This window comes from Opitutus terrae PB90-1 (assembly GCF_000019965.1).
In the GTDB taxonomy this organism is placed as follows: domain Bacteria; phylum Verrucomicrobiota; class Verrucomicrobiia; order Opitutales; family Opitutaceae; genus Opitutus; species Opitutus terrae.
In genome coordinates this window covers 5553072-5578874 of the sequence record NC_010571.1, presented here as the reverse complement: position 1 = coordinate 5578874, position 25803 = coordinate 5553072, and the positions used below count along the sequence as shown (strand labels likewise).

At 66.2% G+C, this 25803-nt stretch carries 18 protein-coding genes and 1 pseudogene; 2 read left to right on the top strand and 17 right to left on the bottom strand.

Going from position 1 to position 25803, the window contains the following annotated elements; genetic code table 11:
- Nucleotides 1-26: 26 nt before the first annotated feature.
- The 6 genes from OTER_RS21710 to OTER_RS26775 form a co-directional block, all read right to left on the bottom strand.
- Nucleotides 27-383, bottom strand: coding sequence for a hypothetical protein (locus tag OTER_RS21710; RefSeq protein ID WP_044891942.1), 357 nt, complete (start codon nucleotides 381-383; stop codon nucleotides 27-29).
- A 47-nt stretch (nucleotides 384-430) separates the two neighbouring features.
- Nucleotides 431-595: a hypothetical protein gene (locus OTER_RS26325; protein ID WP_158305505.1), complete on the bottom strand. Its 165-nt coding sequence runs from the start codon at nucleotides 593-595 to the stop codon at nucleotides 431-433.
- 104 nt (nucleotides 596-699) lie between these two features.
- Nucleotides 700-924 carry a hypothetical protein gene (locus OTER_RS21705; protein ID WP_012377096.1) on the bottom strand — a complete coding sequence of 75 codons (225 nt, stop codon included), beginning with the start codon at nucleotides 922-924 and terminating at the stop codon, nucleotides 700-702.
- A gap of 212 nt (nucleotides 925-1136) precedes the next feature.
- Nucleotides 1137-1562, bottom strand: a complete 426-nt coding sequence (locus OTER_RS21700) for a GNAT family N-acetyltransferase (protein WP_012377095.1) — start codon at nucleotides 1560-1562, stop codon at nucleotides 1137-1139.
- A 129-nt stretch (nucleotides 1563-1691) separates the two neighbouring features.
- Nucleotides 1692-2942: a glycosyltransferase family 4 protein gene (locus OTER_RS21695; protein WP_012377094.1), complete on the bottom strand. Its 1251-nt coding sequence runs from the start codon at nucleotides 2940-2942 to the stop codon at nucleotides 1692-1694.
- A 141-nt stretch (nucleotides 2943-3083) separates the two neighbouring features.
- Nucleotides 3084-3275, bottom strand: coding sequence for a hypothetical protein (locus OTER_RS26775; RefSeq protein ID WP_237702406.1), 192 nt, complete (start codon nucleotides 3273-3275; stop codon nucleotides 3084-3086).
- Here OTER_RS26775 and OTER_RS21690 point away from each other — a divergent pair.
- Nucleotides 3189-4196, top strand: coding sequence for an isoaspartyl peptidase/L-asparaginase family protein (locus OTER_RS21690; protein WP_012377093.1), 1008 nt, complete (start codon nucleotides 3189-3191; stop codon nucleotides 4194-4196). The genes OTER_RS26775 and OTER_RS21690 overlap by 87 nt on opposite strands.
- Nucleotides 4197-4279: 83 nt before the next feature.
- On the opposite strand, the gene uxaC is transcribed toward OTER_RS21690, so the two are convergent.
- The 3 genes from uxaC to OTER_RS21675 form a co-directional block, all read right to left on the bottom strand.
- Nucleotides 4280-5698, bottom strand: coding sequence for a glucuronate isomerase (uxaC, locus tag OTER_RS21685; protein WP_012377092.1), 1419 nt, complete (start codon nucleotides 5696-5698; stop codon nucleotides 4280-4282).
- 64 nt (nucleotides 5699-5762) lie between these two features.
- Entirely contained in the window at nucleotides 5763-7607 is a 1845-nt protein-coding gene (locus tag OTER_RS21680; RefSeq protein WP_012377091.1) for a tagaturonate epimerase family protein, read from the bottom strand.
- A 236-nt stretch (nucleotides 7608-7843) separates the two neighbouring features.
- Entirely contained in the window at nucleotides 7844-8632 is a 789-nt protein-coding gene (locus OTER_RS21675) for an SDR family oxidoreductase (RefSeq protein ID WP_012377090.1), read from the bottom strand.
- A gap of 404 nt (nucleotides 8633-9036) precedes the next feature.
- Between OTER_RS21675 and OTER_RS21670 the strand changes: the two genes are divergently transcribed.
- Nucleotides 9037-10200, top strand: a complete 1164-nt coding sequence (locus OTER_RS21670) for a helix-turn-helix domain-containing protein (RefSeq protein WP_012374564.1) — start codon at nucleotides 9037-9039, stop codon at nucleotides 10198-10200.
- Nucleotides 10201-10442: 242 nt separating this feature from the next.
- Here the strand turns inward: OTER_RS21670 and OTER_RS21665 are convergent, their stop codons facing one another.
- From OTER_RS21665 to OTER_RS27090, 8 genes and pseudogenes are all read right to left on the bottom strand, one after another.
- Nucleotides 10443-12140, bottom strand: coding sequence for a glycoside hydrolase family 43 protein (locus OTER_RS21665; protein ID WP_044891941.1), 1698 nt, complete (start codon nucleotides 12138-12140; stop codon nucleotides 10443-10445).
- Nucleotides 12141-12258: 118 nt separating this feature from the next.
- The gene (locus OTER_RS21660; protein WP_012377088.1) at nucleotides 12259-13632 is read right to left on the bottom strand and encodes an MFS transporter; all 1374 of its coding nucleotides are present in this window, start codon (nucleotides 13630-13632) and stop codon (nucleotides 12259-12261) included.
- 470 nt (nucleotides 13633-14102) lie between these two features.
- On the bottom strand, nucleotides 14103-17552 hold the full coding sequence (locus OTER_RS21655; RefSeq protein WP_012377087.1) for a TonB-dependent receptor plug domain-containing protein: 3450 nt from the start codon (nucleotides 17550-17552) through the stop codon (nucleotides 14103-14105).
- A gap of 701 nt (nucleotides 17553-18253) precedes the next feature.
- Entirely contained in the window at nucleotides 18254-19297 is a 1044-nt protein-coding gene (locus OTER_RS21650) for a LacI family DNA-binding transcriptional regulator (protein ID WP_012377086.1), read from the bottom strand.
- 42 nt (nucleotides 19298-19339) lie between these two features.
- Nucleotides 19340-20971 (bottom strand): glycoside hydrolase family 28 protein, encoded by a 1632-nt coding sequence (locus OTER_RS21645; protein WP_012377085.1) that lies wholly within the window; start codon nucleotides 20969-20971, stop codon nucleotides 19340-19342.
- A 291-nt stretch (nucleotides 20972-21262) separates the two neighbouring features.
- Nucleotides 21263-22318, bottom strand: a complete 1056-nt coding sequence (locus tag OTER_RS21640) for a LacI family DNA-binding transcriptional regulator (protein ID WP_012377084.1) — start codon at nucleotides 22316-22318, stop codon at nucleotides 21263-21265.
- A 122-nt stretch (nucleotides 22319-22440) separates the two neighbouring features.
- The gene (locus tag OTER_RS21635; RefSeq protein ID WP_425496022.1) at nucleotides 22441-24819 is read right to left on the bottom strand and encodes a glycoside hydrolase family 95 protein; all 2379 of its coding nucleotides are present in this window, start codon (nucleotides 24817-24819) and stop codon (nucleotides 22441-22443) included.
- 66 nt (nucleotides 24820-24885) lie between these two features.
- Nucleotides 24886-25725 (bottom strand): annotated as a pseudogene (locus tag OTER_RS27090) (alpha/beta hydrolase); the annotation flags it as partial.
- Nucleotides 25726-25803 lie beyond the last annotated feature (78 nt).

The following is a 25803-nucleotide window of genomic DNA, read 5'->3' as shown; positions in this document are numbered from 1 at the left end:
GGCGGGGGTTCAAGTGGCACGGGCGGTCAGGCGGCCTGTTCCTGATGACTCTGCCGAGCGACGAGCACGGCGATTGCCAGCCACAACAGGAGTCGGGCGGCACCGGCCAGCGGCTGGTGCAGCGCCACGCGCGTGGCGAGAAAACACTCATAGAGCAGGCAAGGAGCCCAGACCGCCAGCAGCCACGGGCGCCGCCCCGACCGCCACCAGGTGTGCACGAGCGGGATCGCGCTCGCGGCAGCAAACGCGAGCAGCTCCAGTCCACCGGCCAGCGAGGGCGGACCCTGGTGCTGAGCGAGTCCGGCGACGCCTACCGCCGTCCAAACGACCCAGGCGCAGGCGATGCTGCAGAGCACCGTGAGCAGAAGTTTTTCGATTTTCATCGGGGTGGGCACCGGCGGCGACATTCGGACGCCGCTGCGGCGCGCGACTAGGGTAGCAGCGATTTCAGGACGGAAGCGGGTGCGACGAGCACCGGCGAGACGCACAGCACGCGCGACGCGCGCTCCCAGTGATACGCGAACGAGGTCGAGACTGACGGGCGGTGCAGACTATAGGTTAACGCGGAAAGCGCGACGAGCGTCCAGGCGAGCATAGGCAGAACCGAGGCCCGCCAGCGTCGGCGCGTGAAAGAGGGCCCAACAGCAGCGGGTACACGGGAGGGCACGGCGGAAGGGGCTGAGGGTGGAGTCTTGGGATTCACCCGCCGGCGTCGGGCCGGCGGCTGAACCACTCGATCCGGCCGCACGTCTGACAGGTGAGCGCGAAGGCGCCGCGGTTGAGCCAGTCGAGGTTGAAGAAGGTGACGCCGCGCGTGTTCATGAGAACCTGGCGGCTGCTGAATTCCGTTCCCTGGCAGTGCGGGCAGCGAATCGGTTTTCCCGCGATCGCGAAACGTTCGATCGGCAGCGATGAAGTGCGCATGACGGCGCGGAGAATACGGACAACGCCGGCTGCCAGCTATTACACATTTGCGGCGCGTTTCCTCACGACGGGGTGAAGCACGCGCTCAGCAACGCGCCGCTGCCGGACGGACGCACGTTCGGTAACCGGAATCGGGATGCACTGAGGCGCCGGAGCTTCCGCAGACGGTGATCGCCGCTGTTGCGCGTCCGGTGCGGCCGCCTCTCAGCGAGTCAGGCGGGAGGGATCTCCAAGGTGAGACAATAGTCGCGGTAGCCGACCGCGTGCCAGAAAGCGATGCCGGCAGTGTTGCCGCACAGCACGTCGAGCGTCAGCCGAGTCTCCTGCGGCCAAATCTCGTGGCGGAGCGCAGTGATGGCCGCCCGGCCTAGTCCAAGCCGGCGGCGATCGCGGCGGACGAAGAACTGGCGGAGATAAAGCGATTCGTCATCGTGGCGGTACAGTGCATAAGCGACCGGCTCGCCCGCGGCGCAGAAGACGATCGCCTGATACTCAGCGCGCAGCCAACCCTGCATGCGTTCGATGAGCTCGGGCACCGTCATCGCGTTGCGATGACCCTCGTCACGGATGAGTTGGTGATTCCACTCGGCGAGCAGGGGGAGATCGGCGGCGGTGGCTTCGCGCCAGGTGAGGGGCATGAATGAGTCGAGAGCTCAGAGACTAGAGCTGAGCGTCCAGAGCCCGGAACCGGCGCCAAGGGCGAAGTGACGCTTGCGAGGCGCAGCGGAGCCGAAAAAAACGGTGAAGCTGTCGATGCGGCAGCGTCGTTACGACCGGCCGGCGGCCCGGACGAGACAATCGGCCAGCTTAGCCGCTTCACGCGAAAGAGAAAACTCCGCGAGTCGTTCCGTGCCACGCTGCACCAGCGCCGCACGCAGGGCGGCGTCGGAGGCGATGCGCGTCAGCGCCGAGGCGAGGGAGGCGACGTCATTTGGGTCGACGTAGAGGCAGGCATCACCGCCAACCTCGGGCAGCGAGGTGGTGTTCGCAGCGATGATTGGACAGCGGAACGACATCGCCTCGAGCAGCGGAATGCCGAAACCCTCGTGGCGCGACGGATAAACCAGCGCGCCGGCGGCGCGCCACAGTGCCCGGAAGTGTGCGTCGTCGACGTGGCCGAGGAAATGGACGTGTCCGCCAAGCCCCAGGCTCGTCGCGTGCGTGGCGAGCGACTGCATGCGCGCGTCGGGATAGCCGGTAAGAACCAGCGGCCAGGCTTCGGCCGAGGCGGCGGAGCGGTAACGCTGATACGCCGCGAGCAGCGCCTCGTGGTTTTTGTGCGGCCAGGAGTTCGCCGGATAGAAGAAGAACGGACCGGCGATGGGCGATTCAGCGGTGCCGATAGCATCGGTCGCGAGCCGCTGGTGAACGGGGATGTGCGTCACGAAACAGCGCGCGGGCGGCACCGCATTGTGGAGCTGCAGCCGCGAGGCGGTGTAGTGCGAGATGCACTGGAAGAACGTCGCGCTCGTGGCCAGCTGTTGAAACCACTCGTGGCGGTAATGCACCTCCTCCGGCGGCAAGGCCTCGGGCAGATCGCGATGAAGCAGATCGACGATCAGGCTGACGGTGGGCAGTCCGGGGCGGATCAGCGGTGAGCGGCCGAAAGGCGCGTAGAGGACGGAGAGGTGAGAAGTTGAGGGTTGACCTGCCTTCGCCGAGGCTACGTTGGGCGGGGGGTTGAGAGTTGACCCGCCTTCGCCGAGGCTACGGCGGGCAGGGAGTTGAGGGTTGAGCGTTGAGGGTTGAGTGGCGCAGACCAGTTCATCGCATGGCCGGAGAAAAGCGGTGATCTCAGGGGCCAGCTCAGGCTGCGCGAAGACGACGTAGCGGAAGGAGCGGCCATGCGTGCGGGCGATCTCGGCGAGGAACGAGTAGACGAGCGGTTTGACCCCGCCGTTCGCTCCGCCGGGCTGCATGAGCATCAGGTCGACGCCGACGGTGATCGGGGCGGCCGGGCGCACGCGTTGCAGGACGCGTGAGAACCACGAACGAGAAGCCTGGGAGGAGCCGGCCATGCGAGGAGCCATGGCCGCAAAAATGCGCAAAAGGCGCAAGAAAACGCGAAGCCGCGAAACTCGAAGAACAGGGCGCGACGGCGTGGACGCATGACACGATCGGTACGACCGCGGATAACGCGGATGCACCCGGGTCCGTTCTCAGCCGTGGTCAAGACCGCGGGCGAACCACGCGGCCGAGGGCGGCCGCGCTCCCACGCACGCGGCGATTGCGGCGCGAGCGGGAATGGCCAGGATCAGCGCCGCATGAAACGCGTAGTCATGGCGGGAGCACTGGGACTGGGTATGGTGGCCGTTCTCCCGGCAGCAGAAAGATTTGGCCTCGTAGTTCATGGCGGGGCGGGTGTGATTCGGCGCGAGGAGTTGTCCGCGGAGCGCGAGGCGGAGTATCGCGCGAAACTTACCGAAGCGCGCGACGCGGGCTATGCGGTGCTCGAGCGCGGCGGCAGTGCGCTTGATGCGGTGGTCGCCACGATCACGATCCTGGAGGACTCGCCGCTCTTCAACGCCGGCAAGGGCGCGGTGCTCAACGCCGAAGGCCGGTGCGAACTAGATGCGTCGATCATGGATGGACGGACCCAGGCAGCTGGGGCGGTCGCCGGAGTACACCACATCAGGAATCCCATTCTGCTGGCGCGGGACGTCATGGAGAAATCGCCCCACGTGATGCTGACGGGCGACGGTGCGGAGGTGTTTGCGCGGCAACTCGGCTACGAGATGATGCCGGCGCGTTATTTCGAAACCAAGCTCAGGCGAAAGCAACTCGAGCGGGTACAGGCGGCGGAGCGCGAGAGGAAGGCGCCGACCAGCGGCGCTCCTGCAGAGAGGAAACACGGCACCGTCGGCTGCGCGGCGCTCGACCGGCACGGCAACCTCGCGGCGGGTACCTCGACCGGCGGAATGACGAACAAGAAATTCGGCCGCGTCGGTGACTCGCCGATCGTCGGGGCCGGGACCTACGCCAGCAACACGACGTGCGCCGTGAGCGCGACGGGCTGGGGCGAGTATTTCATTCGCGTCGGCGTGGCGCGCGATATTGCCGCGCAGATGGAGTACCAGGGGGTGTCGGTGGACGAGGCGGCGCGCGCCACGCTCGCGAAGGTGGCGAAACTCGGCGGCGATGGCGGGGTGATTGCGATCGACGGCAGAGGGAACGTCGCGATGCCGTTCAACACTGCGGGCATGTACCGTGCGATGCGGCTGTCGAGTGGAGAGGCGCGGGTGGAAGTTTTTGGCGAGTCGGCAACCCCGTAAAGCAGACCCGGGATCGGCGACCCGGCTGCAGGCGCAGTGTGGCGTTAGGGCGCAGCAAGCTGCGCCCGTACGGGGGAATCCAGCTACCCGCGGAAGGACGGATCCAGTTCGAGCCGGAAGTATTCGCGGGCGTTGGCGAAGCAGATCCGGCGGACCATCGGCCCGACGAGCTCGCGATCGTTCGGGATCTCGCCGCGTTCCATTTCGGCGCCGATCAGGTTGCACAGCGTGCGGCGGAAATATTCGTGCCGCGTGTAGCTGAGGAAGCTGCGCGAGTCGGTGAGCATGCCGACGAACCGGCTGAGCAGGCCCTGGTTGGAGAGCGCGTTCATCTGCCACTCCATCGCTTCCTTCTGGTCGAGGAACCACCAGCCACTGCCGAACTGCATCTTGCCGGGCACGCTGCCGTCCTGGAAATTGCCGATCATCGTCGCGAACGCGTAGTTGTCGGCAGGGTTGAGATTGTAGAGGACGGTGCGGGGCAGCTCGTCGGTCGAGTCCAGCGTGTCGAGGTAACGGCTGAGTGCGCGGGTTTGCGGGAAATCGCCAATGGAGTCGAAGCCGGTGTCGGGCCCGAGCGTCGCGAGCAGCCGGGTGTTGTTGTTACGCAGGGCGCCGAGGTGAAGTTGTTTGGTCCAGCCCTTCTTCGCATCCCAGCGGCCGAACTCGAGCATCATGAACGACGCGAACTTCGCCTGATCGGCGACACTCGCGGCACGGCCGGCGCGCGCAGCGTCGAAGATCGCCTGGGCTTCGGTGGCCGTGCACGGCTCGGCGTAGCAATTCTCCATGCCGTGATCGGAGAGCCGGCCGCCGATGGCGTGGAAGTCGTCGTGGCGTTTTTTCAGCGCGCTCAGGAAGTCGTCGAAGGAAGCGATCTTTGTTTTCGCGGCGCCAGCGAGCTTCTCGAGCCAGGCGTTGTAGGCGGCGGGCGAGCCGACGTTCAGCGCCTTGTCGGGCCGGAAGGTCGGATAAACGCGGGTCTTGATCCCGAGCTTTTTGATCTTCTCGTGCTGCTCGAGCGAGTCGGCGGGGTCGTCGGTCGTGCAGATGACGGCGACCTTGTTGGCAGCGAGGATGTCGTGGACGCGCATCGTCGCGAGTTTCTCGTTGGCCTCGCGCCAGATCTTGTCGGCGGACTTCTGGTTGATGAGATCGAAAATCCCGAAGTAGCGGGCGAGCTCGAGGTGCGACCAGTGGTAGAGCGGATTGCGCAGCGTGTGCGGCACGGCGCCGACCCAGGCGTCGAACTTCTCACGCGGCGTGGCGGCGCCGGTGCAGAACCGCTCCTTCACGCCGTTGGCGCGCATCGCGCGCCATTTGTAGTGATCGCCGCCGAGCCAGATCTCGGCGAGATCGGCGAACTGGTGATTCTCGAGGATCTGCTGCTGCGGCAGATGGCAGTGATAGTCGAAGATCGGCTCGGCCTTCGCGAAGCTGTGGTAGAGATCGCGAGCCGCATCGGTGTGCAGCAGGAAGTCGTCGTGAATGAAGGGGCGCACCGGAGTTGAGAGTTGAGGGTTGAGAGTTGAGAGCCGGATGGGCCTATAGGACGTATGGGACGAGCTACCGCGCGATGTCGCTGAGCATGGCGCGGAGCGAGGTGTAGCCGGCGAGGAGTTTCGCGGCGGCGGCGCAGCGTTCCTTGGTGGCAAGGCCGGTGTTTTCGGCGAGGAAGATCAGGTAGCTGGCGATGCCTTTGGCAAAGAGCAGCCGGCCTTCCTCGCTGATCGAATAAAACCGCGCGCGCTGCTGGTAGCCCGCGGGCGAGTGGTCACCGAGCGCGGATTTCTCCGGTTTGCCGCCGCCAGCGAGCACGTAGAGGAAGTTGTATTCGAACCAGAACATGTGCTCGGGGCTCGGCGGCAGCGCCTCGATTGCCTGGCGCGTGGCGGCTGGCGAGGCGAACACATCGGTCGGTTTGCCGGACTTGCTCAGCGCGTCGACGATGAAGCTGCGCGCCATCTTCTGTTCGGTCGCGTCGGTGCTAACGGCGCCCTTGAGCGCGAGCTCGACGGTGAACTTGTACCAATCCTGCCACAGCGCATGATCGGCGGCATTCTTCGAGGCGAAGAGCGCCTTGCCCATCTCATAGGTGTAGCGGCCGCTGGTTTTGATCTCGAGCCGGCCACCCGTGACCTGGCCCATGACCTGGTAATTTTCGGCGGATTTGCCGGAGCCCGAATGGAAGCCGATGCTCGCGTCGAACTTTTTGCAGACGTCCCACTGCTTCTGGATCAACGCCCGCAGCGCCGCATTGTCGGGGTACGGCATGTTCTTTTGAAAACCGAACGCCGGCGCGACGAAGTTGATCTTCATCCCCATCGTCTCGCACAGCGCGAGCATGATCGCGGTGGTCTCGGGCGTCGTAAGCCCGGGAAGTTCGTCGATCGAGAGCTCGCGGAGATAGGCGCGGCCGGCGGCGGTGGTGAACAGCTTGGCGCGGGCGGCGGCGTATTTCTCGTCGCGGCGCTGCATCTTCTGCAGTGAGGGCCACACCTTGGTGAGCAGCGCGTTGAAGTCGGCGTCGTTCAGCTGCAGTCCGACGGCGGCGACGCGCGCGCGGACCTTCTGGACAAGGTCAGCGGGCACGTCGCTGAGTTTCGCGGGCTGGTTGAGCGCGAGCTCGGGCGAGAGGTCGAACGTGATGTAGCTGGCGAGCACGCAGCCGGTGACGAGCTGGTCCTCACGCGCGTCGAACTTGCCGCCGATCGGCTGGTGGTCGGCGTTGAAGCTCCACGGAATCTTGCGCTGGTGAAAGCCGGTCTTGAGCTTGGTGAGCACGCAACCGTGGCTCATGCCCTCGACGCTCTGGCCTTGGTGACCTTCCGGGACGTTGGTACCGATGAAAGGGAACGGCACGGTGTCGAGCTGGCCGGCGAGCATGGCGTTCACGTCGTAAACCAGCTCGCGCGGGATCGAGTTCTGGTTGGCGGTGACGCCGAGATCGAGCGCGCTCATCGCCCAGTCGACGGCGGGCCAGTGCAGGGTGGTGAACCGGGCGCCGACGCCGAGCGTACTCTGACCGAGGTTACCGGCGGCGGAGGGGAAGATCGTCGAGGCGGCATCGTGCTCCTGCACGAGATTTTTCAACCGGAGCAGGTTCGTCCACGTGGCGGGATACACTGCGAGCGAGCCGTCGAGCGCCACGCCACCGTCGAGCAGCCCGGCGATCGTGCCGGGCGTGCGCGCCTCCAGCTGCCAGGCGCAATCGCCGGTAACATCGTCCTCCAGCAGCGACCACGTGCCGGCGGCGGTCTGGAACCGGCTGCGCGGCCAGTGGCGCAGCGGAGCCCCGGCGACGATCTTGCCGCTGAGCGCACCCCAATCGAGGCAGAAGTCCGGGCTGACGCACGGGTTCTGCGCAATCCGCAGATTGTGGGTGAGGAGGAATTGATTGATGGGGTTCATGAGAGGGGAGTCCAGAGCTGAGAGCGGCGAGTCCAGAGCCGAGAGCTGAGAGCGGAGTGCCCGATCGGTTGAGAGTTGAGGGATGAGAGTTGAGGGGCGGAAACGAAGGCCGGAGATCGGGACTCGGGGGTAGAAAATTCCAAACGCCAGAACCCAAACACCAAAGAGATCGGGAGGTTGGCTCTCTGGTCCCGCGGGTATTCTTTGGAGCTTGGGAGGTTGGCGTTTGAGATTTTTCAGATCGTCATCGCGTGGTAGCCGCCGTCGACGATCAGCTCTTCGCCGGTGATGAACGAGCCGGCGGCGTCGGAGGCGAGCAGCAGCGTGGCGCCGATCAGCTCGCGCGCTTCGCCAAAGCGCTTGGCGGGCGTGTGGCCCATGATCGCGGTGACGCGGTCGGGCGTGAGCACCTTGCGGTTTTGCTCGGCGGGAAAGAAACCGGGGACGAGGACGTTCACGCGCACGCGGTGCGGCGCCCATTCGCGCGCGAGGTTGAGCGAGAGATTGTGCACCGCGCCCTTGGAGGCGGAGTAGGTGAACACGCGGGAAAGCGGCACGACGCCGGACATCGAGCCGAGGTTGATGATCGAGCCGCCCTGGCCGCGCTCGACGAGGTATTTGCCAAACACCTGGCAGCCGAGGAACACGCCCTTGACGTTGACACGGAGAATGCGCTCGAACTCCTCCTCGCTGATGTCGAAGAACGGCGTGGCGGAGTTGATGCCGGCGCCGTTGACGACCACGTCGACCTGGCCGGATTTTTTCAGCACGGCATCGAGGAGGCCCTGCACTTCGGCTTTGCTCGTGGCCTCGGCGGCGTGGAACCACGCCTTGCCGCCGGCGGCGGCGATCTTGTCGATCCGGGCCTTGGCCTTCTCGGCATTGCGGCCGACGATCACGACCTCGGCGCCGGCGCCGGCCAGGCCTTCGGCCATGGCGCCGCACAATTCGCCGGTGCCGCCGATGACGACGGCGACTTTGCCGCTCAGACCGAAGAGTTGCTGAAGATAATCAGGGGATTTCATGTTGGTTTTGGAAGAGGTCGCGGATTGTCCGACGCTTCGGCGCAGGACGCACGTGACCAAGCCAGCATAAGAGAGATGCTAAAGGAAGGGAGGCGAGGGGATGTCCATGCAAACTATGGGACAGAAAATCGGACGGTGTGCAGCGGGGCAGGCCATCCCTATCGTCGCGCTCAGCATACCCGCCGGTCGGCGCAGCCCAATCCACGGACTGCGCTCATCGTTGATATGCGTCAGTTCGCCATCCAAGGCATGCGTCACAGAGAGTGCGGGGTTCCGGCGCGAGGCAGCAGGAGCCAACAAGGTGTTGCGTCGAGGGGCAAGAACGGAGCGGCCGGGAGGGCACAGTGCCACATATTCGTTTACACTTAGTGCCATAAATCCGCTGACACTTTTTCTGGGGTGCGATGCCCTGGAAGATCAAAACGGCGGAGCAGCAGCGTCAGGCTCTCGCTCGGGAGATGACGCGAGGCACGGTGTCGGTGACCGCGTTGTGCGCGCGGTTTGGCGTGAGCCGCACGACCGCTTACAAGTGGGCGGCGAGGTATGTGGCTCAGGGGGTAAACGGGCTGGTTGCGCGACAACCGGGCCGCCCCAAACAGGTGAGCCAGGCGTTGGCGCGGTGGCACGCGCGCGTGTTGCTCGCGCGTCAGGCGCGGCCCAGTTGGGGTGCGCCCAAGTTGCGGTGGTGGCTCGAGCGGACGCATCCCGGCGAGCGAGTGCCGTGTAGCCGGACGCTCCACCGGTGGCTGGTAGCCGCCGGTCGCGTGCACCAGCGACGTCGCAAGCTTAGAGCCGGACCGGGGCGGCCCGCCACCGTGCTCGCCGAGCGAGTGAACGCGGTCTGGACCGCGGACTTCAAGGGAGACTTTTACACCAAAGACGGAGCGTGGATCTTGGCTTTAACGGTGCGCGATCTGTACAGCCGCTTCATGCTTACGGCCCATCCCGTGCCCCGGCAGAGCGAGCCGGTGGTCCGCCGCGTGTTCGCGCGGCTGTTCCGCCGCTTCGGCGTGCCGCAGGCGATTCGGGTTGACCGCGGCACGCCGTTTTGCGGCAGCGGGCCGTATGGCCTGACCGCGCTGAGCCTATGGTGGCAGCGGCTGGGCATCGAAGTGCAGTTTGTCAGCCGCAAACGCCGCCTCGACAACAACGCTCACGAGCAGATGCACCGCATGCTCAAGGCCGAGGCCGCCACGCCCGTGTCCCGCTCCTACGGCGCGCAAGTCCGACGCCTGCAGCGCTGGTGCGGCCGGTACAACCACGACCGTCCGCATGAGGGTTTGGCCGGACGCACTCCGGCCAGCCTCTACCGCCCGAGCACCCGGCTGCTGCCCCGACTCGTGCCGCCACAGTACCCGCTCGGCTGCGTCACTCGCCGGGTCAGGCCTCACGGCTACGTGAAGCTGGACGGCAGCCATCGCCACATCGGTCGGGCCTTCGTTGGCCTGACCGTGGCGTTCACCCCTTACCGGCAGCTTTACCGCGTACACTTCGATTCCCTCCTGCTGGGCACGATCGACCCGCGGCTAACCAGATCCGGCCTCGTCCCCGTTCGTAGGTTCAGGTGAGGGAGGGGCTGCGCCCCTCCCTCAACCCTCCCCAAGCCTCATGGCTTCCTCTTCAAGACAAACGAACCCGGCTTGGTGCGAAAAAGTGTAAGCGGATTTATGTCACTCCACCAGACGCCCGCGCTCCCACGCAAGCGTCGACGAGGTGCAGCGGGGCACGGGAGTGCCGTCGTGAAGATGGGCTGAGCGCGGGCGAGCAACCCGTGCCACACCGGATGCGCCGCGGCGGTGCGATCGGCGGATCAACGCGCACTCACGGGCTCGACGTGGAAGAATTCCCAATCGGCGGCGGAGCTGCCCGGACCGGCGGCGAACAGGCCCATCTTGGCACCGACCCAGCGCGAAACGTTCGCAACGAAGGGAGTGCCGATGGGCGTGTAGTGCCGGCCGTCGGTGCTGTGGGAAAATTCGCAGTGGGCGCCCTCGCGGACGACCAGGCGCAGGAAACAAGGACCCGCGACGGGAACCTCGAGCGGGGTTTCGGTCCGCACCGGTTGCTGGTGCGCGTGTTTCACGACGACGTGGACAAGCTTCCCGTCGCGGACGCCGAGCCACGCATAGTCGTAGCCGAACACGATCAGTCCGGCGGCGTCGCCGGCGGCAGCGTGAGTGAAGTCGAGCTTCGTGGTGACGGTGAACGCGGGCGCGGGGAGCTTTTGGAGGAGCAGCTGCGGGGCGTGGTAGAGATTGCCAGTCGCGACGGGGTGCGCGAACAGCCGCAACCAGCCTGGCCGCGCGGTGAGCGAGAGCCACTCGGCGCGCGGGTTTGCCTGCCATTGCCACTGCAAGCCGAGCTCCGGCGAGGCGAACTCGTCGGAACAGGGAATGGCGGCAAGCGGTGGCGCGACGCGAGCGGCTCCGACGGGCAAAGGTGTCTCGTAGGGCTGCCGCTGGCCGGCAGTCGAGCGGTGGTCGGGGGTTTCCCGGCCGGCCGCGGATTCGACAGGCTCACCGCCGGCGAGCGCCGGCCCTACGTCGGGTTTGCGGAAAACGAGTACCGGCTCCCCGGTGCCGTCGCCGTCCGGATCGTTGCCGATCACGGGCCAGTCGTTTTTCCACACGACCGGCTGCAGGTGCACGACGCGGCCGTAGGCGTGCTGATCCTGGAAGTGCAGGAACCACTCTTCGCCGGTCGGCGTATCGACGAGCGCGCCCTGATGCGGTCCGTTGATCGGCGTGGTGCCCTGCGCGAGGACGATGCGATGCTCGTAGGGTCCGGTCAGCGCGCGCGCGCGGAACACGGATTGCCAGCCTTGCTTCACGCCACCGGCGGGCGCGAAGACGTAATACCAGCCATTGCGCCGGTAGAGCTTTGGGCCTTCGAGCGTAGTGCAGCCCGGGACCTTGTGGCCATCGATCAGGATGCCGAGATCCTCCTCGACGTGCGTGCCGTCGGCGCTGAGCCGGAGCAGCGAGAGGACGTTGGCAAACCCTGCGCGGCTGTGGGCCCAGCCGTGGATCAGATAAAGCGAGCCGTCATCGTCCCACAACGGACACGGATCGATCAGCCCTCGCCCCGCTTTCACGAGCGTGGGTGCTGACCACGGACCGCGCGGATCATCGGCGGTGAGGACATAGAGTCCGAAATCGGGATCGGGATAATAGATCCAGAACCGGCCCGCGTGGTGGCGGATCGCGGGGGCCCAGACGCCCTTGCCGGGCTGCGGCGTGGCGAACGCCGTCTCGGGCACCAGCCGCGGCAACGCGTGACCGACGAGCGACCAATTGACCAGGTCGCGCGAGTGCAGGATCGGCAGCCCGGGCACGTGGCTGAAACTCGACGAGATGAGCCAGTAGTCGTCGCCGACGCGGATCGCATCAGGATCCGAGTAGTCGGCGTAGAGTACCGGATTGCGGTAGGTGCCGTCGCCGAGATCGGCCGCCCAAGGTGGGACGGCGGAAGTGACAGACGCGGCGAGCGCAGTCGAAAGCAGGGTCATGAGGCTAAAGGGGCGGAGCATTCCCAAAAGTACCCGCAAAGAGCGCGGGCAGATCAAAGGGGCAGGGCCGACCTCCCGAGGGTCTTCGCGTTGTCGGCGGTTGACTGCGTTGGGAGGATCATGGCGAGGAGAACGGTGCTGGAGGGACCGGTTGTCCGATCCGCGGCACGAGGAGGTGCAGGACGAGCAGAGCGGCGAGGTAGAGCAGCGAGGCGGCGGCGAAAATCGACGCGTAGCTGCCGGTCTTCTGGAGAATCAGGCCGATGACTTCGGTCATCACGCCGCCGGTGAAATAGGCGACGAATCCGCCGAGCCCGACGACCGAGCTGATGGCGGCCTTGGGCATCGTGTCGGAGACGAAGCTGAACAGATTGGCGGACCAGCCCTGATGCGCGGAGCCCGCGAGGCCGACGATGAGGACGGTGAGCAGGACGTTGGGCATGCTCGGCGCGAGGAAGATCGGCACCACGGCGAGAGCGCAGCAGAGGAGGGTGAGCTTGCGCGCGAGATTAAGCGACCAGCCGCGGCCGATCAGCCGGCCGGAGAGCCAGCCGCCGGCGACCCCGCCGAACGACGCGATGAAATAAAACACCGCGGTCCAGTCGCCGACGGCGACGAGATCGAGCTGAAAATTTTTCTGCAGGAAATCCGGGAGGAAGAACATGTAGATGTTCCAGACCGGACCGGCGAGAATGCTGGCGGCGATGTAGGCCCATACGGCGCGGTAGCCCAGCAGCGACAGCCAGGGGACGGAGACTTTTTTCTCCGCGGTGGCCGGCTGGCCAGAGCGGATGTACTCGCGCTCCGCCGCGGAAAGCCGCGGATGTTTCTCGGGATTTTCGTAGATCCACAGCCAGGCGACCAGCCAGACGAGTCCGAGCGCGCCCGTGACGTAGAACGTGGCGGGCCAGCCCCATGCGGCGTACAGCCGCGGCACGGCGAACGGGCACAAGATCGCGCCGATATTGGTGCCGGCATTGAACAGACCGGTGGCGAGCGCGCGTTCCTTGACCGGGAACCACTCGGCGACCGTCTTGATTGCCCCGGGAAAGTTGCCGCCCTCGGCGAGGCCGAGCGCGATGCGCGCAGCCATGAAACCGAACACCGTCACGGGCACGGTGAACGCTCCAAGCGAGAGCCACGCAAGCGAGAGCGTGAGCGTTTCGTTGGCGGGCAGCAGCGAGCAAAGTCCGTGGGCGCCCGCGGCGAGGCTCCAAAGCAGCACCGCGAACGGCAGCCCGCGCTTCACGCCGATCCAGTCCATCAGTCGTCCGCCGAAAAGATAGCCGAACGCATAGGCGAACTGAAAGGCGGAGGCGATGTGCGCGTAGTCGGTTTCACTCCAGCCGAGTTCCTTGCTCAGCGGGCCCTTCAGAATCCCGATGATGTTTCGATCGATGTAATTCAGCGCGACCGAGAAGAAAAGCAGCGCGCAGATCGCCCAGCGGAAGCGGCCGGGAGACGCGACGGTGGAGGCAGGCGAGGGGTTCATCAAAAGAGGGCGTGCACACTCATGCCGGAGGCAGGCGGCACGGTGACTGGATCAAACGACGATGGAGGATCGCGGGGTCCGCCCCAACCTGCCGGATGCGCTCATCGTCGAATCGGTTCAAGGCTCGGCGGGCGCCCGTTGCGAGCTCGGGCGTGGTGCGCGGGTTGAGGCCGGGCTGGTTTCACGTAGTACGTGAAAATCGCCCGGGGCGGCTGCGACAGGTGCGGCGGACGGAGGGCAGCGCCGCAGAGGAGCGAGAAGACGGTGACGCACGCGAGCGGCCAGGCGATCGCGCGAGAGGGAATCGGCAAGGGCGCAGCGAGCGGCGCTCTCACCATGGAGGGCGGGCGACGCGAATGCAGACGGCGCATGGGAGCGAGGGTGGGCGAGCTCCGAAAACAGCAGGGAGGGCCGGGGCGAAAAAAAGCGGCGCCGGGAACGACCGGCGCCGCCGCAAACAGACACCAAAACTAGAGATCGAAGCTGGCGGTCAGAATGAACTGACGCGGGTCGATGATGCGAAAGGTCAGCGGCGTGCCATCCGGCAGAGCATCGGTCGGCTGCAGTTCGCCGCCGCGCGTGAGATTGCGCACGTTGAGCCGGAACGTCGCGCCCACGCGGTCGTGGAACAGCTTCGTCCGATACGTGATGAACGCGTCGATGTCGGTGGTGGCGTCAGACCAGATCGGACGATTGGCGTCGAGGCTGCGATAGATGCCTTGGCTGTCGGCCACGCCGTAATAACCGATCGCGCCCTTGTCCTCCCAGCGGAAGGCGCCACCGACGCTGAACTTCTTGAGCAGCTTGTGGCTGGTGATGCCTTCGAGCCGGAAGTTCGTGCTCAGCCGGGCGGCGTAGCGCCGGACCTGCGGACGGGCCTTGCCCTCGGTCTCGCGGATGACGGACCACGGCGCCTCGACGTTGACCGCGAAGTTTTCGGCTGGGCTCTGCGAGCCGCCGCCGTAGCGGTGGAGCCACCAGAGGCGGTTCGGATTGGTGGCATCGGTCGCCCAACCCTGAGTGTTTCGATCCGTGCCCAGGATCATGTTGGGATCGCTGATCGGGTCGACGACCGAGGTCCAGATGGGCATGCGCAGATCGATCCAGTCCTGCACCGTCGAAGAGACGTTCTGGTTGATGGAGCGCTTCTCCTCGCCGTTGGCGGAGATCGTCCAGTAGGACGTGGGGTTGTAGTTGATTTCGATTTCCGTACCCTTCGCCTGGATGTCGTTGGTGGCGGCGAGCGTGCCGGCGTTGGCGTTGTCCAGCAGCAGGTCGAATTGACCGCGGGACAACTTCATCAGCTGCAGGGCGGAGTCTTCCGCCTGGCCGACGGGGGCCGCGGGATTTTGCAGCAGGTGCCAGTCGCGGGCGCGGTTGAACAACTGGTGGCGGTCGTTGGCATAGAACTCGAGCCGGAGCACGCGTTGGGCGATCGTGTTGGCGTCGCCATCGCGGGCGTTGATCTGCGTGTTGTCGTAGTGGTTGACGCGAACGACGAGCTTGTTGTCGAACATGTTCAACCAAACGCCGATGTCCTCGCCCTCGCCGGTTTGATTCGGCAGCGGGTTGAGGAACAGGTCGATGGCCGGCGGCGCGGGGATGAAGTTGTCGGACTTGTTATAGGTGATCGCTGAATCGCGAAGGAGCGTGCCGAAGAACCGGGTGAAGCCGGTGCCCTGAGCCCAGCGATTCACGAAACCGAGATCGCGGAACGGGCGGGCGACGAACTGCATGGTCTTGGTCTTGCCGCTGCTGTAGCGGTAGTCCGGCTCCCAGGAGTTGATCTGCTTGAAGTCGTGCTCGGTGTTGTTGTTGAGCAGCTGCTGCGGGGTCATGCCCTGCTTCGCGTAGACCAGGTCCTGGCGAAGGCCGAAGGTGGAGACGAACTTGCCGTCGAGCCAGTGGCTCTGGATCACGCCGCCGTTGGTCTTGATGATGCGCTTCAGGTTGTTCGGACCGCCGGTGTTGTTGGTGGTGGCCAGTTGTCCAAGGGTGGTCTTCTCATGCCGCCAGTTGCCGGTCGTGCCCCAGACGAAGTCGTAGGTACCGGGGATGATCTGGCCGGGCGCGTAGTCGATGTCGCCGCCCTGATCGTCGCCAACGTAGAACCGGTAGAACTCGCGAATGATGTTCGGGCCCGCCTGCGGACCGCCGGTGATGTTGGCCTGATTGGCGCGGGCAAAATTCCCGACGACGCCGGGCTGGCCCTCCGCCAACCAAGGATGATCCGACGTGATCGTGTCGCGGTAGGAGTATTTCCGGGCGAGGCGGTACTTGTACTCGGAGTAGCCCGTAAGCTGATGCGTGCCGAGCCACTTCGTCCAGCGATCCGACTGGGTGAAATCGTAGCGGTAGGCGAGCTGGCCGCGATAGGTGTCCCACTTTTCCGGATAGTACGAGTAGACCGGCTCACCGACGCCGATGTACGTGCGGCCGAAGTTCGGATTCACCGAGCCGTCGAGATTGAATTTGTTCACGTCGACCCAGAGCTGGCCGTTCTGGCCGCCGCCGCCGGCATTGCCGACGGGGAACTGCTGATAGCGATCGGCGTCCTCGCGGAAGAAACCGAGCTGCGCGGCGAGGGTCTGGGTGGGCGTGTTGAGGAACAACTGGTCCAGCGTGACCAGATAGGTCTCGCTCTCATCCCAGCGATAGTCGGGCGACGCCAGGTTGATGTTTTCGTAGTCGTAGATGTCCTTGTTGGAAACGCCGGGGACGGCCTTGAAGAGCGGCTGGTTGGTGAACTTGCCGGTGGCGCCGCCGGGCCCGGGGCTCGACCCGAGGAGACGGATGAAATTGGCGCCGGTGCCGGTGTTGGCGGCGGGGGTGGTGCCGGTGTTGTTGGTCGGCGTGGTCCAGTAGGTGATGCCGTCGCGATCGACGAAGACGTTGCTGCGCTGGAACTGGCCACCCGAGCGTTGCAGCGCGTAGCCGATGTCGGTGTTCAGGAAGTTGTCGTTGACGAACGGACCGTAGGTGGTGCCGTCGGCCTTGACGATCATCTGGCGCACGGGATCCCAGCCCGGCTTGCCGCTCTCGAACCAGTAAGAGGCAAAGTCGCGGGGCGTGGCGTAGTTGGGCCGGCGACCCTCGCTCTCGTAGTAGAGATAGGAGGCGTTGATCGTGGTATTCTTGAACGGCTGGAAACGGATCATGCCGTTGTAGCGGCGGGTATCGATGCCCGACGGTTTGCGGACGAAGCCTTCCTCCTGGTCCAGCGCGCTGAAACGGAGGGCGAGCTTGTGCTTCAACACGACCTTGTTCACGTCGACGCTGGCGCGATGGCCGTCCCAGTCGTCGACGCGGGCTTCCACGGTCATGCGGTCGCGCGTCAAATTGGCCGAGACCGGGACCTGATTGACCGTGCCGGACGGATTGCCGAGGCCGAAGACGTTCGCGTTGGGACCGCGGTTGACCTCGACGCCCTCGAGGACCAGCGGATCGAGCGGCGTGCGGGCCATCGTCTCGAAGTTGCCATACGAGATGTTGGCGGCAGAGATGCCGCGGATGCGATTGGCCTGGGTCGGGTTCATCGAGACGTTGTCGAGAACCTCGCCGTTGCGGTTGGTCACGAAGTCCGAGTAGGTGCCCGTGCCCTCGACGCCGGCCATGTAAAGGAACACGTCGTTGAGGTCGGTCATCGCGAAGTCGTGCATCTGCTCCGTCGTCATGACGCTGACGGAAGCGCCGAGGTCCTGCAGCTTCGTGTTGAAGCGGGTGCCGGACATCGTGTTCGCGGAGTAGTAGCCCTTGGTGTCGGCGACGACTTCGAACGGCGAGAGGATGATCGCCTCGTCTTCTTTGGCGCTGGCGTCGGCTGCGGGCGTGGCGGTTTGAGCGAGTGCCGCGGCCGCGCAGAACAAGAAGGATGCGGCGAGGGGCGTGCGGAGACGGTGGTGGCTTGGTCTACGGTTCATGTCTGGAATAAGCTGAGGAGGTTGGCCAACCAGCCGCGCGCGCGGGCTCGATCGAGGGCGGATGCGCAGCGCAGCCGCGGAGCGAAATCACGCGAACGGGTTTGGTTCTGCTATCACTGGGGGTTGAGGGGGAAGCATCGCACGGCGGAGACCGCGCGCGGAGCGAACGCCGGATGGCAATCCCGGCGTCCCGCCGGCTCAAGCGGCTGCAACGCGCGCATTGTCGAATTCGCGCGCGCAAAGGGTTTTGTCCCCGATCGCTTTAGAGGCTGCCCGGAAACCGCGCGGTGCAAGTTGTAGGGCTGCCGCTGGCCGGTAGCCGTGAAATAAAACGGAGGACCAAACGCGTTCCCGGCCGGCGGCGAGCACCGGCCCTACCGGGGAAATCGGCGATCGCGACAGGTTTTCGGATAGTCGCTAGACTGTGAGGCGCGGTCGTGACGAATCATCGTGGGCATGGCCACAAGAGGCACAAAAAACACAGAAGAGCTTCGGTGCATTCTGCGGTCCTTTTCGATTTCAAGGAGCCGCGGAACCAAGCCGGGACGATGTCGTGGGGCTCTCCGTTCGCGGAAAATGTACCGACCAAATGGTGGACCCCGATGTCCCCATCGGGCTTCAAGTACGTTCCTCTCAAACCAGCCCGACGAGGACGTCGGGCTCCACTTCCGACTGCACGAGGCCGGCTCAGCGTCTGCGCCTCACGCCGAGGACGACGCCACGGGGCATACGGCGGCGGGTGCACGCAGCGGCAGCGTGTCGTGCTCGCGCCAGGCCGCGCCGAGCAGGATTTCGTATGCGACCGCGGGAATACCCGTTTCGTGCTGGCGCATCAGATCGAGGAGCGCGTCCACCGCGAACGCCCCGGTGATGGCGGGATCGGGATAGAAACCGCTGCAATCGGCCTCGCCACCCGCCCGCACGCTCACGAGCCCGACGTCGTCGGGCACGCGTCGTCCCAATTGCCGCAGCCAATCGCGCACGAGCGCGGGATCGTCGGTGAGCAGCGCGGCCGGCGCGTGCGCGAGGAACCACGGCTCGAAAAGTGAATACGTGGCGGGACTCCCGGGGCAGGCCGGCAGCCGGGCGCCGGCCGGCTGCCGCAACTGGTGGATCGTATAGGCGCCGAGTGCGCGCTCGGCACGCCACGCCGCCGTCGGCGCGGCCGGGACGTATCCGATCCGCGAGTAGCCGCGCTCCGCCGCGCGCTGAAGCGCCTCGCCGACGGCGTCGAAATGATTTTCCGCCACGTGATGCAGCGACGGCGTGACCTGCGGCCCGATCGAGAGACAGGAAAAGCCGTCGCCCGTGAGCAACTCCGCGCGCCCCGTCGCGGCGGTCGAATCGATGAGCGCGCCCTTGATGCCACGGACGGAGAATTCGTCGGCCAGCGGCCGGGCGGCGGCGTCCCTGTCGTCGAAGCGCAGCAGCCGAAACCCGCATTCGCGGGCCCGGGCCGCGGCACCCGGAAGGTAGTCGATGTCACCGGGCGCGAGGGTCGCGTTCGGCGGGCCAAGCCGCACGAAAGCGAGGGCAGGAGCTTGGTGCGGCCGCGGGGAACGCCGGAGCTGCATCAACGCCGCGACAAGCGGATCAATCTGGTAGCCGAGTTCACGGGCGACGGCTTTCACGCGTTCGCGGGTACGCACCGGAATGCGCGGGTGATCGCGCAGCGAGAGCGACACCGTGCTGCGGTGAACCCCGGCGGTCCGGGCGACGTCATCGAGGGTGGCTTTCAAGCGCACGGCGGTGAACCTGAGTGAGGCGAGGGCAGGAAGGGCGGGGACCTAAAACTGCGGCCACGCCTCCGGGACGACGGCGGGGTCGGCGGACAACGGAACGATGCTGACCGCGTCGGGGGCGACGTCGTCTGCGCGCTGAATGGCGGGAGTCGCGTCGGCGACAGCGGTTTCGATTCGGATGTTGTCCGAACGGGCGCCCGCGACCTGCAGGAACGCATTCCGCGGAGCACTGGCAGGCGTGTCGGTGGCTGTAGCCACGGGCGGGACGCCCGTGCCACGGGTCCGGACGAGCACGTCCTGCGCGTCGGTGAGCTCGAACACCGGGCCGATACGCGGCCCGATCGCGACATTCGCGAAGGTGAGTCCGCGGACATGCTGGGCGATGACGCCGCGGGTCGACTGGATCGTCAGATCCTCGAAGGTGACGTGCTCGATCGGCGAGTCGGCGAGTCCGGCGATGCGGATGGCGGCGGGCGCGCCGTCGGCGGTGACGCGACGCACGTGAATGTTGCGGAACAGCGGCGGTTTTTCGGTGAACGCCTGGTTGCGATCGGCGCCGTAGTCCATGTTGAGAATGACGACCTCCTGCTGCATGTCGCGAACGCGCAGATTTTCGGCCCAGATGTTTTCCACGACGCCACCGCGGCCGCGGCGCGATTTGATCCGGACGGCGCGATCGGTGCCGGCGAAGTCGCAGTCGTGCATGTAGACATTGCGGACGTCGCCGGACATCTCGCTGCCGACGACGAGTCCACCGTGGCCGCGCGCGCTCGAACACCAGCGCATGACGACGTTCTCGGTCGGGCGGGCGACGCGCCAGCCATCCTCGTTGTAACCGGACTTGAGGACGACGCAGTCATCGCCGGTGTCGAAGACGCAGTGTTCAATGAGCACGTTGCGGCAGGAATCGGGGTCGATGCCGTCGTTGTTCGGCCCCTCGGTGAGGACGTGGACGCGGCGGATGATGATGTTTTCCGAGTAAACGGGATGGATCGTCCAGTTGGGTCCGCCGCCGATGGTGAAGCCCTCCATGAGCACGTTGCGGCAGTTGAAGAACACGACGAAGTTCGGCCGGATGGCGGCCTCGGGCGTGCCGAAGATCCGCTGCTCGACCGGGACGCCGTCGGGGGCGAGCCTGAAGATGCGCTTCGTCTCCTTGGTTTTCCAGGCCCACCAGCGCTGCGAATTGCCGTTGAGCCGGCCGGGGCCGGTGATCGCGACGTTGGTGCAGTCGCGCGCGTAGATGAACGGCGAGTAGTTGTAGAGCTCGATGCCGCCAACCCGGACGAGCACGACCGGCAGGTAATCCTCGAACCGGTCGCTGAAAATCACTTCGGCGTCCTGGGCGAGATGCAGTTCGATGTTGCTGCGCAGGTGAATCGGGCCGGTCAGCCAGCGCCCCGCGGGGACGAGCACGCGGCCGCCGCCGGCTTCGGCGCAGGCGGCGATCGCCTGGGCAAACGCGGCGGTGTTCTTCGTTTTGCCGCCGGGGACGGCGCCATGATCGCGAATGTCCTCGACGCGCGCGGGGAAGGTCGGCCGGGCGAGTTGCGGCATCGGGAACGGCGCGCGAATTGGCGCGATGGGTTCCGGCTCGGCGGAGGGCTGAACGGTCGCGCCGAACAACGGGCCGAGGAGCCCGGAAACGACGATGAATGCGGCGGGGAAGAATCGCATGGGGGCGGGTCATTCCAGATGCGAGCGACGGACGCGCCGCAAGGGCGAGGCGCGTGCGCATTGTCGAATGGGAAGAGGGCGGGGTGGGGGGAATGTAGCGCGGGAGCCTGCGGGCGCCTCGGAGAGGCGTTCCTATGGCGCGAGGTTTTCGGATCGTTTCTACCGAAACTTACCCGAAGCAGTGACGCCGAGTGGGGTGGTCCCGCGGCCGCGGGACCGCTGCGACGACCAGAGGTACTCGCGGCGCGGAGCGTTCTGCTGGCCAGCAGGACGCGCCCTACCTGAGTGCCGTCACTTCTTTCTCTGTTCCTCAACGTCCCGTCGCGGCGGGAGCGTGAGTCCTTCGCGCCATTCGCCAGTGAGCAGGATTTCGTGTCGCAACGCGGGCACGCCGATTTCGCTGCGATGCAGTAAGCCGATCAACATCTCGACCGCGACCGCCCCGATCCGGTCCGCGCCGCAATAGACGCCGGCGCAGTCGAGTTCCGGATGATCGCCGGCGAGGTCAATGAGCCCGACATCGCGCGGCACTTCACGGCCCAGCGCGCGCAGCCAGCTGAGCACCGGTCGCGCGTGCGTGACCAGCAACGCATCCGGCCGGTGCTTGGTGAACCAGCGGGCGAAATCGGATTCGGTGGCCGGGTCGCCGGGACAAACGGGCAGCCGGTCCGCGGACGCGAGCCGCAGCAACGCGCCGGCGTAGGCGCTGAGCCAGCGTTCGCCGACTTGCGGGCTGTCGTTCGCCTCGGAAAACACGAAGCCGATCCGGCGGTAGCCGCGATCGATGCACTGGCGCATCGCGAGGGAGGCGGCCTCGAAATGGTTTTCGGTCACATGGTGCAGCCGCGGCGACTGGAGGGTCATGCCGAGCGCGACCGCGGAGAACTGCGTCCAGGGCAGGTCCAGGGTGTGTTCGCCCGGCGGCAGTCGGCCGATGATCAGGCCATAGATGCTGCGGGCGCGCAGGATGGCGGCGAACCGCGCGGGACTCATGCCCGGCTCGCGCAGCCAGAAGTGCTCGACCTTGTAGCCGAAATCCTGCGCCCGCTGCGCCGCGCCGGGGAAGTAGTCAGGCCGGTCGTGATGCTCGGGGCGCCAGCCGTAACGCGTCGGGTAATTGGTCACGTAACCGAGCACGACGTCCTTCACCGCATGACCCGAACGCCGGGTGCTCATCAGCGCGGCGACGAGGGGATTCAGCTGATAGCCCAGTTCCTGCGCGATGGCCTGCACCCGTCGGCGCGTGGTGGCAGAGATGCGCGTGCTGTCGCGCAGCGCAAGCGCCACGGTGGAGCGATGCACGCCGGCGCGATCGGCTACGTCTTGGAGGGTGGCGTTCGCAGGCACGGAGCGGGGAAGAGCGAAGGGGGTGTCCGGTTGACAGCTCGAAACGACGATCGAGCTACGTCAATGCGGTTGTAAGTCGCATCGTGGTCCGCCGTTGCTTCGGGCGGCGGGTCGACGGCAGGCTAGCGCAGCTCTGCGCCGAGTTGAATCCGTCCGCCCGCGGGCACGGTGACCTCGGCGGTGTGCGAGCCGCAGCGCACGCGCGCCGTGCCGCCGGACGCGGACCGGAGCTCGACCCTCACGAGCTGCTGGTTGGCCCAGGCGAGGTCGACTTCGAATCCGCCACGCGCGCGCAGGCCCTTGACGGAACCCGTCGGCCACGCCTTGGGCAACGCGGGCAGCAACTCGATCTCGCCGCGGTGCGATTGCAGCAGCATCTCGGCGATGCCGTTTGCGCCACCGAAGTTGCCGTCGATCTGGAAGGGCGGATGCGCGTCGAACAGGTTCGGATAGGTGCGCTCGGGCGCCAGCAGCGCGCGCAGGATCTTGTAGGCGCGCTCGGCGTCGGCGAGCCGCGTCCAGAGATTGAGCCGCCAGGCGATGGCCCAGCCGGTGGAAATGTCGCCCCGGGTTTCGAGCGTTTTCTTTGCGGCGGCGGCCAGCTCAGGCGTGGTGCGCGGATCGATCTGATCGCTGGGGAACAGCCCGTAGAGATGCGAGACGTGCCGGTGGTCTTGCTCGGGCGCGATCGCGTCCCAGTCCTCGACCCATTCCTGCAGCTGGCCCTGCGCGCCGATCTGGTTCGGCGCGAGCCGGGCGCGGGCCGCCGCGACCTTTTGGCGGAAGTCCGCATCCACGCCGAGCTGTTCGCTGGCGGTGATCACCTCGGAGAACAGGTCGCGGATGATCTGTTCGTCCATCGTGGGTCCGGCGCTGATCGTGACGCCCGGGTGGTGCGCGTTTTCCGGCGAGATCGAGGGACTCGTGACGAGCCAGCGGTGGCGCGGTTCTTCGACCAGCGTGTCGAGGAAGAATTCGGCCGCGCCTTTCAGCCAGGGGTAGATCCGGGCGAGGAACTCGCGGTCGCCGCTGTAGAGGTAATGTTCCCACGCGGTGCGGCAGAGCCAGGCCCCGCCGGTCGGCCACATGCCCCAAAAAGCGCCGTCGATCGGCGCGGCGGCGCGCCAGAGATCGGTGTTGTGATGCACCACCCAGCCGCGCGCGCCATACTGAGCCTGCGCCATCTTCGTGCCGGTTTCGGTGAGATCGCGAATCATGCTGAACACCGGCTCGGTGCATTCGGCGAGGTTGGCGACCTCGGCCGGCCAGTAGTTCATCTCGGTGTTGATGTTGATCGTGTACTTCGAACCCCACGGCGGGGTGACATGATCGTTCCAGAGGCCCTGCAGGTTTGCCGGCTGGCTGCCCGGTCGGGACGAGGAGATCAGCAGGTAACGCGCGTACTGGAAATAAAGCGCGGCGAGCGCGGGATCGACGCTGGTGGTGGAGAGGCGGACGCGTTCGTCGGTGGGCAGTTGCGCGGCGTAACTGGTGCCGAGATCGAGCGAGACGCGGCGGAAGAGCCGCTGGTGCTCGGCGACGTGGGCGGCGCGGATCGCTTCATAAGGTTTGGTCGCGACCGCAGCGAGCGTGGCGCGATTCAGCGCGGCGGGATCGCCGCTGACGTCGTCGTAGCGGCGATAGCTTGTCGCCGCGGCCAGCAGGATGGTGGCTGCATGCGCGCCCTGCACCTGCAGATCGGTGCCGTCGGCGACGACGGCGCCGCCTTCGACGATCAGCCGGGCGCGGGCCTCGAACTTCAGCCGGCCTTTGATGCCGGCGGCGTCGCTGTTGGAGCCGGACAGGACCAGCTCGGCGCCGTCGGCGGCGGCCGTGGCGCGCTGCGGACTTTGGAAGGCCAGCGTGAAACTCAATGGACCGCCCCATTCCGGCCGCGGCGGGTTCCGCGATGCGGTGAGCCGGATCACGATTACCTGGTCGACCGGGCTGGCGAACACCTCCCGAACAAACGTCACGCCGCCGAGCACGTACTCCGTGCGGGCGATGGCGGTGTCGAGGTCGAGTTCCCGGCGGTAGTTCGCCACCTGTTCGCTGCCGGCCTGGGTGATCATGAGGTCACCGACCGTCTGATACGGCATCTGCACGATCGGCCGCCCCATGAATTTTCCCTGCGTGAGTTGCTGCGCTGCAGCGTAGTTGCCGGCGGAAATCAGCCGGCGAATCTCCGGCAGTGCGGCGCGCGCCTCGGGACTGGCCGGATCGTAGGGTCCACCGGCCCAGAGCGTGTCTTCGTTGAGCTGCAGCCGCTCCTGCTGAATGCCGCCGAACACCATCGCGCCGAGCCGGCCGTTGCCGACGGGCAGCGCCTCGACCCACTGGGCGGCGGGTTGGCGGTACCAGAGCTTGAGCGCCGCTGTCGCGGCTTCCTCCGGGGCCGAGCCATTTTCACGTATTACGTGAAAATGTCGTTGGTCGGTTTCGCGGGGGACCGCTGCCGAGGCCGCGGGCGCCGCCGGCGCGGGGGAGCTAATTTCACGTATTACGTGAAAATGGCTGTTGGCGTCGGGTGCAGTGGAATTGGACGACGCGCTGCGGCCGAGGGTGCCGTCGAGCCAGGCGATCATCCGATCGGTGTAGTCGGGCGCGAACTCGGACCACTTCAGCAAACCGTGTGGGGCGCCGGGGAGGGTGATGAGATCGCAGGTGTTGCCGGCCGCGCGCATCCGTTTCTGAAACTCGAGCGACTGGCTGTAGAAGACGGTCTTGTCAGCATCGCCGTGCAGAATGAGGAACGGCGGAAGACCGGGTTTGATGTGATTGAGCGGCGCAGTGTCGCGGAGCAGCTGCAGCGCTTCAGGAGTGACCACGGCGTCGCGGTTGTGCAGTGCTTGCAGGGAAGTGCTGAGTCCGCCGCGGCGCGGAAGTTCGGACTCGAAGTCGGTGACCGGCGCGTAGCCGACGACGGCCTGAATGCGCGTGTCGTCGTTGGCGAGCACGCCGGCGAGCGCGACGAGGTGGCCGCCGGCGGAGTGGCCGAAGAGCGCGATGCGCTTGGGATCGCCCTTGAATTCGGCGGCGTGCGCCTTGGCCCAGCGGATCGCGGTCTGCACGTCGTCGAAACACGCTGGCCAGCGGTGTTTCGGCGCGAGCCGGTAATTGATGGAGAACCACGTGTAGTTGGCCGCGGTGAGCGGAGCGAACCACGGGGTGATGTCGGCGCCGTTGCCCGGTTTATCGCTGCCAGACTTGTCGCCGCCGCTCCAGCCGCCGCCGTGGACGAGGATCGCGATCGGGAATGGTCCCGCGCCGTCGGGCACGTGCGCGTCGAGGAGCAGCCGTTCGCCGCCAGCTTCGCCGTAGACGAGGTCGCGCTGAACCACGTCCGCGGAGAGGGAACTGAGACCGGCGAGGGTGAGAAAGATGAACAGCCGTGAGAGGGGAGACATGGGGAAATCCGAAATCGTAAGCTCGAAATCCGAAACAAATCCGAATTCCAGAGCACAAGTATCGAATTCGAGCGGGAC